Origin of the sequence: Bacteroides thetaiotaomicron VPI-5482, assembly GCF_000011065.1 — a bacterium.
In the GTDB taxonomy this organism is placed as follows: domain Bacteria; phylum Bacteroidota; class Bacteroidia; order Bacteroidales; family Bacteroidaceae; genus Bacteroides; species Bacteroides thetaiotaomicron.
In genome coordinates this window covers 3550717-3566589 of record NC_004663.1, presented here as the reverse complement: position 1 = coordinate 3566589, position 15873 = coordinate 3550717, and the positions used below count along the sequence as shown (strand labels likewise).

Below are 15873 nucleotides of genomic sequence, written 5' to 3'. Positions count from 1 at the left end.
TAATCAATAATGTGTATGAAGTTTATAAAGAAAAAAGGTAAATCGCTGGGTATCGGACTTGCAATGGTTGGTTCATTGTTGGTATCTTCTTTACAAGCAGGCCCCGTTTATCTGCATAGTGGTGAATCGATTGTTTCCTGGAAGTTAAAGCCGGAGGCGGAAGTCGGAACAAATGTTCCGGCTCTGCTGAACGCAGGTTATGACACATCATCATGGGTGGACGCTGTTGTACCGGGCACTGCTTTTACTTCTTACGTAACGGCAGGACTGGAAAAGGACCCTAACTTTGGGGATAACATTCACAACGTAGACCGTGCAAAGTATGATCGCAGTTTCTGGTATCGTACAGAGTTTAAAGTGCCTGCCGACTTTGATAAAGCGTTGACATGGCTCAACTTTAACGGAGTGAACCGTAAAGCGGAAATCTACCTGAACGGACACTTGCTGGGGATACTCGATGGATTTATGCACAGAGGACGGTTCAATATCACGGAAATAGTGAAGAAAGATCAGCCGAACGTACTGGCAGTATTGGTTCACATGCCGCAAACCCCGTTGGCAAACTACGGCAGTCCTACTTACTTGTCGAGTGGTGGCTGGGACTGGATGCCTTATGTGCCGGGACTGAATATGGGTATCACGGATAAGGTTTATCTCAGCAACACCGGTACGGCAACGATCATCGATCCTTGGATTCGTACAGACTTACCGTTACCCAGCCGCACACGCGCCGATCTGTCGGTGGCACTGGAAGTGAAAAACAGTTCTGACAAACCATCTAAAGTCGTGGTGAACGGTACGATCACCCCCGGTGATGTGAAGTTCACCAAAGAAGTAGATATTAATCCGGGGGCGACTTCGGAAGTGAAGTTCGACAAACGGTATTATCCGCAACTGGTGATCAACTCGCCGAAACTGTGGTGGCCCAACGGATATGGTGAGCCCAACCTGTATACCTGTAAACTGGAAGTATCCGTAGACGGGAAAGTCTCCGAAACTAAAGACGTAACCTTCGGTATCAAAGAGTATAGCTATGACACAAACAACAACACCCTGCATCTGCACATCAACGGTGTACCTGTATTTGTGAAAGGAGCTAACTGGGGAATGTCGGAATATATGCTGAGATGCCGTGGTGAAGAGTATGACACCAAGCTACGTTTCCATCACGAAATGAATTTCAATATGATTCGTAATTGGCTTGGCTCTACTACCGATGACGAGTTTTACGAAATGTGTGATAAATATGGTCTGATGGTATGGGATGACTTCTGGATTAACTCTAATCCCAATCTTCCTTACGACTTGAATGCGTTCAATAACAATATGATAGAGAAAATCAAGCGTGTCCGTAACCATCCCTCTCTGGCTGTATGGTGTGGTGATAATGAGTCGAACCCGCAGCCCCCGCTGGAAGGCTGGATGGCTGAGAATATCAAAACCTTTGATGGTGGCGACCGTTATTTTCAACCGAACTCACATGCCGGCAACCTGACAGGTAGTGGTCCTTGGGGAGCATTCGACCCTCGATTCTATTTCACTGAATATCCTGACGGACTGGAAGGTGATCCGGAACGTGGCTGGGGATTCCGTACGGAAATAGGTACGGCTGTAGTTCCTACTTTCGAAAGTTTCAAGAAGTTTATGCCGGAGAAGGATTGGTGGCCCCGCAATAAGATGTGGGATTTGCACTACTTCGGTCAGTCTGCTTTTAATGCTGCACCGGACAGATATGACGCTTCTCTTGCCAAAGGTTTTGGCGCCCCCTCTGGAATCGAGGACTATTGCCGTAAAGCGCAGCTTATCAATATCGAATCGAACAAAGCTATGTATGAAGGCTGGCTGGACCGTATGTGGGACGACGCTTCCGGTATCATGACCTGGATGGGACAATCGGCTTACCCCTCTATGGTATGGCAGACTTATGACTACTATTATGATCTTACAGGCGCTTACTGGGGAACGAAGTCCGCGTGCGAACCGTTGCATATCCTCTGGAATCCGGTGACGGACGCAGTGAAGGTGGCCAATACTACCGCAGAAAACTATCAGGATTTGAAAGCGGAAGTGACAGTCTACAATATGGACGGAAAAGCGGTTCCGGCTTATAGCAAATCCTCTGTCGTTCATTCAGCATCCAATAGCACGCTGGAGTGTTTTACCATCGACTTTAATAAGGAAAGACCGAACCTGGGATTGAATCAGAAAGTAGTTGTTTCTTCTACTTCCGAAGGCGATCCGTCAATGGCTGTGGATGGAAAGAAAGACACCCGCTGGTCAAGCGCCTACCGTGATAACGAGTGGATATATGTTGATTTGGGCAAGGTACAACCCGTTGGCGGTGTCCGTCTCGACTGGGAAGCATCTTATGGGAAGGAATACAAGATTCAGGTATCGAATGACGCCCAGCAGTGGGAAGAGGCTTACAGCACGAAAAATGGAATCGGTGGTGTGGAGCTGATCACTTTCCCCGAAAAGGATGCACGTTATGTACGTATGTTCGGGTTCAAGAGAGGCTGGTGGTACGGATATTCTCTGTGGAGCTTCGATGTGCTGGGAGGAACCGGTAAGAGCGAAGGTTTGAGCGATGTACATTTCATCCGTCTGAAACTGACGGATAAGAACGGTAAGCTGATATCGGAAAATAACTACTGGAGAGGAAATGACCGCAGAGACTTCACTGCTCTGAACCAACTTCCGAAGGCCGAACTGAAAGTTTCTTCCAAAATGGAACAGAAGGGAGAGAAGGCGGAAATCCGTGCAACAATCGGACTGCCTAAGTCTGCCAAGAGTGTAGCTTTTGCCGTACATGTACAGGCTGTACGCACAGTTGACGGTGAACGTATTCTTCCGGCTATCATGAATGATAATTATTTTACGCTGATGCCGGGTGAAAATAAAGAGATTACTATTAACTTTGACAAGTCTTTGTTGAAAGGCGGTTCTTACAAATTACTGGTTACACCTTATAATAACTAACTTGCTATGACACTGAGAAATATAACTTGTGCTGTAACTTTATGCCTGCTTACCCTTTCGGGACAGGCTGTCGGAAAGACGGAGGTACCACCTTATAAGAATAAATCACTTTCCATCGAGAAGCGTGTAGACGACCTGATGGGACGGATGACACTGCGTGAAAAGGTTCTGCAATTGCAGAACCGGGGCGCAGGCCGTCTGGACGAGATAGACCGTATATTCAACGGTGAGAGTTATGGCTGTACCCACGAAATGGGTACGACTGCCGCCGAATGTGCTGCGATGTACAAGGAACTGCAACAATACATGCTGACAAAAACAAGGCTCGGAATCCCCATTATTACTTCTGCCGAAGGCATTCAGGGAATCCTGCAAAATAATTGTACGCTGTTTCCGCACGCTTTGGCGCAGGGGAGTACCTTCAATCCTGCTCTGATCCAGCGCATGACCGAAGCTGCGGGAGAGGAAGCCAAAGTAATTGGTATCCATCAGATTCTCTCGCCCGTACTGGACATTGCCCGTGAACTTCGCTGGGGACGTGTAGAAGAGACCTTTGGTGAAGACCCTTACCTTATTTCCGAAATGGGTATCGCCTTTATCAATGGATATCAGAAAAACCGCATCACCTGTATGCCGAAGCATTTTGTTGCACACGGCACTCCCTCCGGCGGATTGAACTGTGCGCAGGTCAGCGGTGGTGAACGGGAACTGAGAAGTTTGTATCTCTATCCGTTCCGTCGTGTCATCAAGGAAACGAATCCGTTGGCATTGATGACTTGTTATAGTGCTTATGATGGAGTAGCCATCACAGGGTCTCCTTATTACATGACAGATATTCTTCGTGGTGAACTCGGTTTCAAAGGGTATGTTTATTCTGACTGGGGATCGGTGGACCGCCTTAAAACCTTTCATGCTATCACGCCCGAAACCGATGAGGCCGGACGCCTGGCATTGGAAGCCGGGGTAGACTTGAACATCGACTCTGCTTATGATAACTTCGAACGGATGGTACAGGACGGTCGTCTGGATATAAAATACATTGACCTTGCCGTTCGCCGTATCCTGACGGTTAAGTTTCAGTTAGGGCTGTTTGATGCGCCTTATGGCGATCCAAAAGCAGTGAGTAAAGTTGTTCGCAGTGCGGAGAAAGTAGCTTTGGCTAAGGAAATAGCTGACGAGAGCGCTATTCTGCTTGAGAATAAGAATCAGATTCTTCCTTTGGATTTGGCTAAGTATAAGTCAATAGCCGTAGTAGGTCCGAACAGCAATCAGACGATATACGGAGATTATGCCTGGACTACCAGAGATACCAAAGAAGGTGTCACTTTGCTTCAGGGATTAAAGGAGGTATTAGGAAATAAAGTAACGGTTCGCCATGCCGAAGGATGTGACTGGTGGAGTAGTAAAAAGGATAAGATAGCGGAAGCGGTGGAAGCCGTTCGCGGCAGTGATCTGGCAATCGTTGCCGTCGGAACACGCAGTACCTATCTGGGCAGAAGTCCGAAATATTCCACTACCGGAGAAGGATTCGACCTCTCTTCGCTGGAACTTCCCGGAGTACAGGAAGAACTGTTGCAGGAAATCAAGAAAACCGGAAAACCGATGGTTGTCGTATTGATAGCCGGCAAACCATTGGCTATGCCTTGGGTAAAAGAGAATGCCGACGCACTGTTGGTACAATGGTATGGCGGCGAACAGCAGGGACGTTCGTTGGCGGATATCCTCGTAGGGAAGGTCAATCCGTCGGGACGACTGAATGTATCTTTCCCGCGTAGCACAGGCAATACTCCTTGCTTCTACAATCATTTTATCACAGACCGTAATGAACCGTTCGACCAGCCGGGCAGTCCCGAAGAACCGAAAGGACATTATATCTTTGACGCCCCCGACCCGTTATGGAGCTTTGGCAGCGGACAGAGTTACACTACTTTTGAATATGTGGATTGTGCGTTGAGTGATTCTGTATTGACCGACAAGGATCAACTGACGGTAACGGTAAAAGTGAAGAACACCGGCAAGATGGATGGCAAAGAGGTAGTGCAACTGTATGTACGCGACCGCTTCAGTTCCGTGGCTACTCCTATCCGCCAGCTGAAAGCATTCAGGAAAGACCTGATTAAAGCCGGTGCAACAAACACTTTCACACTAAAGCTTCCCATCTCGGAGCTGGCACTTTGGAATGCCCGTATGCAGGAAGTGGTGGAACCGGGAGAGTTTGAGATTCAGATAGGAAGTACCGCTGACAATATCCACTTCACGAAGGTGATAACTGTGAAGGGAAAATGACACCGAACGACAAAAAACGAAGAGGTCTGTTTCTGACGATAGGGTTGTTTATACTGCCGATTCAGCTGGTCATTAATCATTTCTATGGCGGTATTACGGTGAAATCTTTCATCGTGATACTGGTTGGCTGGCTGATCAGTATAGGCATGTTGTTTCTGGTCTTTCGTTCGGCATGTAGAAGATGAAGCTTGAGTATATACTTAAAACAATGATTATGAATACAAAAATCCTTTGCGTATGGATAGCGCTTCTGACTTGTCAGATAGCGGGTGCACAAACAAAGAATGTGACATGGGGAGATCAGGGAAACGGCACGTATATCAATCCGATATTGAATGCGGACTATTCCGATCCGGATGTCATCAGGGTAGGCGATAAGTATTATATGGTAAACTCGGACTTTCATTATATGGGCATGCCGGTGCTGGAATCCGATGATATGATTAACTGGAAGATTATCAGTCAGGTGTACCGACGCCTGGACTTTCCGGACTGGGATACGAACGGAAATTATGGAGGAGGCTCATGGGCCCCCTCTATCCGTCATCATGACGGGAAGTTCTGGATTTACTTCTGTACTCCCCGTGAAGGGCTGATGATGAGTACGGCTACCGATCCTCACGGCCCTTGGTCACCTTTGCATTGTGTGAAACGGATTGGCGGATGGGAAGACCCTTGCCCGATATGGGATGACAATGGTCAGGCTTATCTGGGACGGAGCCAGTTGGGAGCCGGACCTATCATCTTGCATAAGATGAGCGCCGACGGGAGGACCTTGGAAGATGACGGACACGTGATCTATACCGGTCCGGTGGCAGAAGGTACCAAGTTTCACAAGCGGGACGGATATTACTATATCAGTATTCCCGAAGGCGGAGTAGGTGAGGGATGGCAGACAATTCTGCGTTCGAAAAACATCTACGGTCCTTACGAGAAGAAAGTGGTACTGGAAAAAGGTTCTACCAATGTCAACGGACCTCATCAAGGTGCACTGGTAGATACTCCCGAAGGTGAGTGGTGGTTCTATCACTTCCAGTTGACGGAACCGCTGGGAAGAGTCGTGCATCTGCAACCTGCACATTGGAAAGACGGATGGCCCGTGATTGGGGTGGACATCGATATGAACGGCATAGGCGAACCGGTAAAAGTCTGGACAAAACCGAATACCGGAAAGAAAGTGCCTGTAAGCTTCCCGCAGGGAGGCGATTCCTTTGATTCGCCCGAGCTGAACTTGCAGTGGCAGTTCAATCATAATCCTTCTGACGCCGACTGGAATCTGACGGAACGAAAAGGATGGTTACTGTTGAAAGCTCTGAAAGCGGATCATCTTCGGGCATCACGCAATATGCTGACACAGAAGTGTATCGGATACGAGGGGACGGTTACGACAGAAATGGATATGAGTTCTTGGACCGAGGGACAACGTGCCGGACTATTCTGTATAGGCAATTTGTTCAATGGCATTGGAATACTCAAAGAGAATGGCAAGAACTATCTGTATCTGGAGAATAATGGTAGTGTGGAGAAAGTAAAGCCGGTAAGCGGTAAGAAGATTTATTTCAGAGCAACGATGAATGCACGTACCAACCAGCATCAGTTGTACTATAGCACGGACAATAAGAACTTTACTCCTTGTGGAGAAGCTTATTCGCTGAGATTCGGTGACTGGAAAGGTGCCCGTGTCGGTCTGTACTCATACAACACGCTTCGTGACGGAGGAAATGCTTTCTTCAACTGGTTCACTTACGACTTTAACTGATTTAGTTCGTTCACAACTTTAATTGATTCAGCCATCCACAATTTTAACGACTTGATTTATAAACCTTATTAAATGTATATCATGAAAGTGAGAATCCTTTTTTTAATCTGTTTCCTTAGTATCACCTGTCTTCTGAACGCGGCGGACAAGCCTGTCATTCAGATTCATACGGATAACAGTAGTCTGATCTTCCGCGTAGCCGACAACGGGCGGTTATACCAAAGCTATCTGGGCAAAAAGCTGAACCATGAGGCCGATATTTCTCATCTTCCGCAAGGGACGGAAGCCTATATCACCCACGGTATGGAGGATTACTTTGAACCTGCCATTCATATCCTTCACAATGACGGTAATCCGTCACTTCTGTTGAAGTATGTCTCTCATGAGACGAAAGCGGTGTCGCAAGGAGTTAACGAAACCATTATCACCCTGGGAGATGATAAATATCCGGTTACGGTAAAGCTGCATTACGTCACTTATCCTGCCGAGGATATCATTAAAACCTATACGGAAATCAGCCATAAAGAGAAGAAGCCCGTAGTGCTTCACCAATATGCCTCTAGTATGCTTCATCTGAACCGTGCGAAGTATTATCTGACTGAATTTTCGGGCGACTGGGCTCACGAAGCTAATATCTCCGACCAGCCGTTGGAGTTTGGTAAAAAAGTGCTCGATACCAAACTGGGCGCCCGTGCCAACATGTTTACCCCTCCGTTCTTCCAGCTTTCTTTGGACCAGCTGGCTACGGAGAATTGTGGTGAAGTGCTGGTAGGTACATTGGGATGGACCGGCAATTTCCGCTTTACTTTCGAAGTGGACAACAAGAATGAATTGCGTATCATTTCGGGTATCAACCCTTATGCCTCTGAATATTATCTTCCGGCAGGTGTCGTGTTCCGTACCCCCGATTTCTATTTTACCTATAGTGCAAATGGTAAGGGCAAAGCCAGCCGTAATTTCCACGATTGGGCACGCCGTTATCAGTTGAAGGACGGAGATGAAACCCGTATGACCCTGTTAAATAACTGGGAAGCGACTTATTTCGATTTTAATGAGGAGAAACTGATAGGACTGATTGGCGATGCCGCAGGGCTCGGAGTGGATATGTTCTTGCTGGACGACGGCTGGTTTGCCAATAAATATCCGCGCAGCAGCGATCATCAAGGCTTGGGAGACTGGGATGAAACGGCAGATAAACTGCCCAACGGTATCGGGCGTCTGGTCGAAGAAGCTACAAAGAAGGGTATCAAGTTCGGTCTGTGGATAGAACCGGAAATGGTGAATCCGAAGAGTGAGCTTTATGAGAAACATAAAGACTGGGTCATCCATCTTCCCAATCGGGATGAATATTACTTCCGTAATCAGTTGGTACTTGACCTGAGCAATCCGAAAGTGCAGGACTTCGTATTTGGAGTAGTAGATGATTTGATGACTAAATATCCCGGTATTGCTTTCTTCAAATGGGATTGCAATAGCCCGATCACTAATATCTACTCTTCTTATCTGAAGGAGAAGCAGTCGCACTTGTACATCGACTATGTTCGCGGTCTGTATAATGTACTGGAACGTATTAAAACGAAGTACCCTGATCTGCCGATGATGCTTTGTTCGGGCGGTAGCGGGCGTATCGACTATGAAACGCTCAGATACTTCACTGAGTTCTGGCCGAGTGATAACACGGACCCTATCGAACGTCTGTTTATCCAATGGGGATACTCTCAGCTTTTCCCGGCAAAAACTCTTTGTGCACATGTCACTACATGGAATCATGATGCAAGTATCAAATTCCGTACAGACGTAGCAATGATGGGCAAACTTGGTTTTGATATCAAATTGTCGGACCTCAATGATAATGAGAAGAAGTTCTGCCGTGATGCGGTCACCAACTACAATCATCTTAAACCGGTAGTGCTCGAAGGAGACATGTATCGGCTGGTATCTCCTTATAGCGGAAATCATACTTCCACACAATATGTGGGGAAAGATAAGAAGGGAGCTGTTGTCTTTGCATTCGATATTTATTCCCGTTATGGCGAGAAACTGTTGCCTGTCCGTCTGCAAGGACTGGACGCCGGTCGGCAGTACCGGGTGAAGGAAATCAATCTGATGCCGGGTACTAACTCTTCTCTGCAAGGAAACGGTGAGTTATTCTCTGGTGAATATCTGATGACGGTAGGACTGAATATATTTACAGGTCAGCGTCTGAACAGCAGAGTTATAGAAGTAGTTGCTGAATGACAGGACCGATGGAAATCCGTTAATCACTTGACAAACGCCTTTTATTGTTGTATATTTGTAGTTCCAAACCTGAACTGAATAATATAAGAACGATAAATAAAATGAGAAAATTAGTGTGGAATCATCGGCTGCGGTGGTATAATATAGTAACAAATAGTACTTATCTCTCTGACGTATAGCCGAGGATAGGATGCTTCGATATAGGAAAAGGCTGCAAACTTTGTGAGGTTTGCAGCCTTTTTTGTATTATAAATTCAATCCTGATTCTACAAATTTCTATTTTAAAGTTTATAATAAACGAGGGGGACGTTTATAATAAACGATCACAGTATTTATTATAAACCCGGTTGCCGTTTATGCAGTACTCTGTTGCTATTTTTGTATAGTTAGAATGTGCGTTCTCCGATTATAGCTAATTACGATAATTATAGTTGACAATGGTTGCGGGTAATCTAACTATACAAAGCTCTTGAATACCTTACGTTACTTATGCGTGAAGTTCCAGTATAAACCGGCATCCCTTGGTGTAGCTTGTGTCCAATGTCAGACTGCCATTCATTTTGGTGGCGATGAGTGAGCAGATAGGTAATCCCAAGCCATCACCTGTAGTCAGGTCTTTGACCTGGGTGAAAGGTTTGAAGAGATTTTCCTGTTGTTCTGCCGGGATACCTGTTCCCGTATCGGTTATGATGAACTGATGGGTGTGCGCGCCACGTTTCTTGAAGTCGAGGCTGATACGTCCTTGCTCCGTATAGAAAGCGGCATTTTTCAGCAAGTAGAGCAGGATACGTTCCAGCTGTTCTTTATTCGTTTTTACTTGGAGTTTGGGGGCGTTTACAGAAGGGGTGACGTCCGGCTTCATAAATTCTTTAGCCTTCTCCATGACGCTTTCGCAGAAAGTACCCGCATTGACTTCTCCCATTTCATAAGGTTCGGTCAGTGAGTTCTCCAAAGAGGAAAGCTCTTGAATATTGTCGCTGAATTGCTTTAAGGCTGCTACTTGTGCCTGCATCTGCTCTGCATACCTTGGAGCTTGGGCGGAAAGCTCTTTGGCGGAAGTCCCTAAAGTGTTCAGAGTCGGCTCCATTTGTGAGGATATATTCCGGATGAACTTTGTTTTCAGCTCGTTGTGCTCATTGGCTATGACCACGCTCTTTTTGAGTTTGCGGTTGCCGGTGATAAATTTCAGCAGTAAGATGGCAAGTACAATGATTGTGGCTACAAGGATAGCTACAAGCGTACAAAGTCCTATGATGATGTATTGCTTGGCGGATAGTGTGCTGTCTTTGTCCTGTATGGTCTGGAGGCTTTCGTCATATTTTCGTTTCAGGACATTCAGCTCATCCTGGGCAGTCAGGGCTTTTACAGAGTCGGTCCATACAATATAGCTTTCGTACGTACGTTCCATCAACGGGGCATTGTTGGCTTTGCGGGCGATGCCGATAAGAGTCTTGTAGCAGTCGCTCACTTTATCGTAGTCCTTCTTTTCCTTGTATTGGCTGATGAGTTTGCGGAAACAGGCGTCTCCTTGTGTATTCTGATTGAAAGTATAGTAATAGTTGGCTTTCGTATAGAGCAGCACTTCCATTAAAGAATCATTTTTGGCGAGACTGGCAATCTCTTCCAATTTGTCCAGCTGGTTTTTTGCCTGTGCAGGATTCTTCAGTGAAATGTACATCTGCAACCGTTCCTTGCTGATGGGAAAGCGTAAGTCATAAAAGACTTTGTTTTGCTTCTGTTCGCCTGTCCAGATGAGTTGTTCCATATTACGGCATAATTCGAAACCTTCTTTGTAGAAGTTTTCTCTGACATATAGAGCATTGGCTTGAATACCACATTCTATAGCTTGTGGATAGTTCTCTCGCACGGCAAATGCTTCATACGCTTTCTTAAACAGATAACGGGCTTTGATGTAATCTTTCTGCTTCAGGCTGCTTAAAGCCTGTTCTTTTAGTTCTGTGGCTTTATCCTGAGGTGCTTGTGCATAAACTGACAGATAAAAACAAAATGTGATTAAAAGAGTTACAATGGACGTTTTCATACTATTGCTTTTATTATTTACTACAAATGTAAAACAAATATATGAATAAAAAAGATATAGCCAGTAAAAAAAATATCGCTGTTTATACGAAGCTAAGCGGGAACAATATGTAGAATACTTAAAAAATCATTTGTCGAATGTATAAATAGTTCTGTGGCGATACTCTTCCCCCGGCATGAGCAGGCAGGACGGAAAATGCGGATGCGAAGGGGTATCCGGAAAGTATTGTGTCTCCAGACATACACCGATATCCGGTGTGGGAGCGAGATAGCCGGCGGTATATAATAAGACACCGGGTAAGTCAGTCCTGACAGTCAGCCTTCTGCCGGAGAAAGGGTCGGATAATACGGCGGCTGTCAATAACGTGTCGGACGACTCTTCTTTCAGGATATAGCAATGATTGTATCCCTTGTTCCAGTGCAACTGCTCGTTATCGTCGTAAAGATGTGCTCCGATGCTGCGACTGGTGCTGAAATCAAACGGACTGTCTTTGACATCCTGTGCTTGTCCGGTAGGAATAAATTGTGAGGTTGTCTCTAATATTCGTGCAGCAGGTATCATGAGCTCATGCTCCGTTATTTTTCGTTTGTCGCCGGACAGGTTGAAGTAAGCATGATTGGTGAGATTCAGATAAGTAGGGCGGTCTGTGGTTCCGTGATAGCTGATTGTCAGTTCGTTGGTTTCCGTGAATTGATATTCCACTTCCGCCTGTACATTTCCCGGATATCCTCCTTTCATGTCCGGAGAGTGGAGAAGGAAACGGATGCCGGAATCTGTCCGTTTCCATTGCCATATCTTCTTGTGAAAGCCGGATAGTCCGCCGTGATTGGTGTTCTCTCCGTCGTTTCTCTCCAGCAGATAGGTAGTGCCTTCGATAGAAAAGGATGCCTGATGAATGCGGTTGGCAAACCGGCCGACAGTGGCTCCCATATAATAGGTGTCTTTGAGATATCCTTCTGCATGGTCATATCCCAGCAGAATGTTTTCAAAGACGTCGTATCGGTTCGGCATATTGGCCGAAACCCAGGTGGCTCCCAGGTTTGTAAGCTCGATGGAGGCTCCGGTAGCGTTGGTCAACCGGAACAGATAGATGGAATCTCCCGATGGAGTACATCCCCAATGTGTAATTGTAAACTGCATGATCTGCTTATTTTATATGAATCTTTTGCTTTGCAAAGGAAGGCAAAATCAAAGAATCAGAAAATAGAGAAAATCAGTTTAAAGATGGACAATTATAAGAATTGTGTCTGTGTTTTTCTATCGAAAGGAAATGGGGATGTGCTCTCTCAACGGAATGCCGGAAGGTGTGTTAAAATCGGTAGTATCTTAAATCTCCTCCTTCAGGAAGGAGGAGTACCCGCAGGGGGAGGTGGTAGGTGAATACGCAATTCTTTCATTCATAGTAAATTTTAGACAACCCCATTTTAGTTACTACTGACTTTTGAAACACCCTCTGGCTTTCTGATAGTTATTTCTTCATTTTAGCGAGTAGAATGACGTTGTTGCCTTCTTCATCCAGTGAATTTATCAATGTTTGTGCACGTTTCTTTGCCTCCGCCGGAATATCTTTTCGGGCTATTTCTTTTTCCAGTGTTTCTTTTAGCTGGGCAGGTTCCATGTTGGCAACATAATAACCATTGCCGAATGAGGGCCATATCTGCATCTTTTTCGTTCCCAGGAAATCATTGTACAGGCGGAAGTAGCTGCCATGCAGTGTTTTCTTATCTATGATATACTTGGCAGGTTTGCTGCCGCTCCAAGTGTTTTCTGATACTTGTATCGGCACGGAAACGTCTCCAATAAAGTGACGTGGGTATTCGGAATAGCCGTGCCAGGGGATTTTCTCCTTGTTCGGATATTCCACGGTGAATCTGGCTTCGAGTCGATTTTGGGCTGCGTTATAGTGGTACAGACTGTCCGTTCGTGGGGCAGGCATGATCACCATTAACATAACGCCGTAATCATTAGTATTATTATCCATAAATACTTCGTTGCTAAAGTCGCGCGGAACGGTCAGATGTCCCGGTGCGATAAAGTTCTTGCGTTTACCTTTGAAATCTTGTGTCCACACGACAGCCGGCCAGCCTTCGAAAGGCAGAGTTGTCAGAGTGACTTCCGACTTTTCCGTATCTACTCTGAATTTGCCTTTGGGCACGCGCATACATAAAGGAATGGGAGGCTGAGGATTGCCTTGTAAATCGAATACGAGCAGCTTGTCACTCTGCCAGGGCAGTATGTAGATACGGTTGTGGGCTTCGTCCAACTGGTCGGCGTATGTGTTTCCATATTCGTTGGGCCCTTGTCCGTAGGCACCGATAGTGGTGATGAATTTGCCGTCGCGGGTAAAAAGTTTGTAGGGAGTCTGTTTGTTATTGCTCACCAGGATGTATTTTTCTCCCACTGTGGTGCGTATCCAGCCTCCTACTAGTGCTTCGTCCCGGTTGTCTAGTTTGACAACTTGAAGTTCTTCTGTCAAATAGCTGAGTGGAATGTCTACTGTGTCTTTCAAAGCCTTTAAATTACATGAGACTAGTGTGCCGGTAGGTGTCGTGACTCGTTTTGCTACAATAGGGGAGAGTGCCAGTGGGTCGGTCTTTGTTTCACTGTTGTATACAAAAGCAACAATTGCAAGTAGACAACTAGCACATAAACTTAAAATAATAATTCTGTTCTTCATACGGTTCTGTATTTGGTTAGTACTGTTTTTCTGATTATCACTGAGGCAAAAGTAGACCGAAGTGAGTAGAAAAACAAAAAAACAGGCGGACAAAAAGGTACGATGTGACTAGATGTATGTTATTGATTATTAATAATATAATGTATATATGCGTTTGTTTTCAGGCGGACAAAGACTTCAACTACCCTGGGGCGACAGCTAAAAAACTTTGAGAAAACTGTCTAAACTTATATTCTCATCAGTAATTCCCAGCTTATCAGTCTTTATCCGATATTTCCGTTTGGTAATGGCAGCTTTGCTCACACAATAGATATCAGATAAATCCTGTATGTTGACATTGATTTTGACGAGGCAGCAGAAGCCGATTTCTTTATCTCCCAACTGTGGATAAGCCTGTCGTAACCGGACGACAAAATTGTCGAACGCATCGTTCACTACTGAAGTGACTTCTGCCCATTCTGCATCTGTCACTACTATCTTGTGACTGGTGCCCGGTTCGTCCTGATTGTTGTTGGCATGGAGTGAGGGCAGCTTATGGAAGAATGGCATTCTCCGGAAAAGCGCTTCACGGAGTTCAGCCTCTTTATTCCTTAGCCGGATTTCTTTCTCCCGTAGTCCACTTACTTCGGCTTCTTTGTACAGTAACTGGTTTTCCCGCAGCAGTCGCTTCTTTTTCTCTCTCTGATAAAAGAAAAATGCGATGAATCCGATACTCAGCAGAGCTGTAACGATTCCCAGCATCCATAGTTCCCTTTGCTGCTGTTGCAGATGCAGCTGGTATAATTCATTCTGTAATTTGAGTTGGTTGAATTCTCTTTCCCGTATCCCTGTACTGATATTGTTTAGTATATTGTCCCTTATCGTGCTTTCCTTCTGCTTGGTATAAAAGACTTGTTCCGGATATTCTTTTTCATTGATCAGATTGAATAAGCGTGCATTGGCTTCCATGGCAATAAAGCTGGAAGATGAGATTGCGGCTTGCCGATAGTAATATTGGGCGGAGTCAATCTGATTCAAGGCGGCATGGGTTCTTCCGCATAGCAGCAGATAGTGTGGTACTTCATTTCTTCCGCGGCGTTGGCTCGATAATTGTTGAAGATATATGACTGCTTGCCGGAAATCCTTTCTTTGCAGACTGGTGTTCAACAGACTTTCCAGCGCATAATAATTCAAAGACTGGTATTTGGGCGAATCCATAAGTTCTTTCATTAGCTGCAGATAGCTTTGGGTGTATCTGTCATGATCTTGCATTTTGTTTATAATTTGCAGATATAGCTGGCTGGTAGAAAAATAGAAAAGTGTATCTTTCATCTTAAGAGCCAGTTGTCTGCTGCTGTCTGCCATCACCAATGCCTGCGGATAATCCTGCTTTCTGCTGTATGCTGCCCTTCGTAGCCCGTACAGCCTTGTTTTTAGCGTATCATTTAGCTGGTATCCTTTCAGGATTTGTTCGCTCATCAGTAATGTGGAATCGGGCAGATTACGATATAAATAGGAGGCGCTTTGCTCAATGCGTGCCCGTACATACTGGGTTTGCTGCTCGTTTTGTTTATATTGCCGGATGGCGATCTGCAATAATGAATCATCAGGTGTTCCTGTTTTCCACAGAGTTGCCTTGTAGAGCAACAGGTAATAATCTCCTTGATCATTGAGAGGTAATTTGTCGGGTTCTTCTATTTGTTGCAGGTAGAAAAAGATACTGTCGGTTGATACATTCTCCATCTGCATCGCTTTTTCCAGAAGATGAGATGGGGCAGGTTGACAACTACTCAGCATGATAAGCCATCCGATGAGTAGAAATAGGGGGTAATATGGGTTGTCGTGTTTATTCATATACTAGATTCTATCTTGCGAAAATAGTATTTTATATGAGACGAAGACTTTTTCTTTATG

At 45.5% G+C, this 15873-nt stretch carries 9 protein-coding genes; 5 read left to right on the top strand and 4 right to left on the bottom strand.

Annotated elements, in window-relative coordinates; all coding sequences use genetic code 11:
• The first annotated feature begins 63 nt into the window (after positions 1-63).
• The 5 genes from BT_RS14480 (at position 64) to BT_RS14460 (ending at position 9262) form a co-directional block, all read left to right on the top strand.
• A complete protein-coding gene (locus BT_RS14480; protein WP_370448175.1) occupies positions 64-2979 on the top strand; it encodes a discoidin domain-containing protein in 2916 nt (971 codons plus the stop codon).
• A 6-nt stretch (positions 2980-2985) separates the two neighbouring features.
• A complete protein-coding gene (locus BT_RS14475; RefSeq protein WP_011108512.1) occupies positions 2986-5265 on the top strand; it encodes a glycoside hydrolase family 3 N-terminal domain-containing protein in 2280 nt (759 codons plus the stop codon).
• Complete coding sequence (locus BT_RS14470; RefSeq protein ID WP_008765291.1) at positions 5262-5450, top strand: hypothetical protein; 189 nt, start codon at positions 5262-5264, stop codon at positions 5448-5450. Before BT_RS14475 ends, BT_RS14470 begins: the two co-directional genes overlap by 4 nt.
• A gap of 29 nt (positions 5451-5479) precedes the next feature.
• Entirely contained in the window at positions 5480-7024 is a 1545-nt protein-coding gene (locus tag BT_RS14465) for a glycoside hydrolase family 43 protein (RefSeq protein ID WP_011108511.1), read from the top strand.
• An 81-nt stretch (positions 7025-7105) separates the two neighbouring features.
• Positions 7106-9262 (top strand): alpha-galactosidase, encoded by a 2157-nt coding sequence (locus BT_RS14460; protein WP_162303083.1) that lies wholly within the window; start codon positions 7106-7108, stop codon positions 9260-9262.
• Positions 9263-9749: 487 nt separating this feature from the next.
• Here BT_RS14460 and BT_RS14455 read toward each other — a convergent pair whose 3' ends face one another.
• The 4 genes from BT_RS14455 to BT_RS14440 form a co-directional block, all read right to left on the bottom strand.
• A complete protein-coding gene (locus BT_RS14455; RefSeq protein ID WP_008761913.1) occupies positions 9750-11303 on the bottom strand; it encodes a sensor histidine kinase in 1554 nt (517 codons plus the stop codon).
• A 126-nt stretch (positions 11304-11429) separates the two neighbouring features.
• Positions 11430-12443 carry an aldose epimerase family protein gene (locus tag BT_RS14450; RefSeq protein ID WP_011108509.1) on the bottom strand — a complete coding sequence of 338 codons (1014 nt, stop codon included), beginning with the start codon at positions 12441-12443 and terminating at the stop codon, positions 11430-11432.
• A 328-nt stretch (positions 12444-12771) separates the two neighbouring features.
• A complete protein-coding gene (locus tag BT_RS14445) occupies positions 12772-13980 on the bottom strand; it encodes a 6-bladed beta-propeller (protein ID WP_008765296.1) in 1209 nt (402 codons plus the stop codon).
• A 198-nt stretch (positions 13981-14178) separates the two neighbouring features.
• Positions 14179-15813, bottom strand: a complete 1635-nt coding sequence (locus tag BT_RS14440; RefSeq protein ID WP_008765297.1) for a hypothetical protein — start codon at positions 15811-15813, stop codon at positions 14179-14181.
• Positions 15814-15873: the final 60 nt, after the last annotated feature.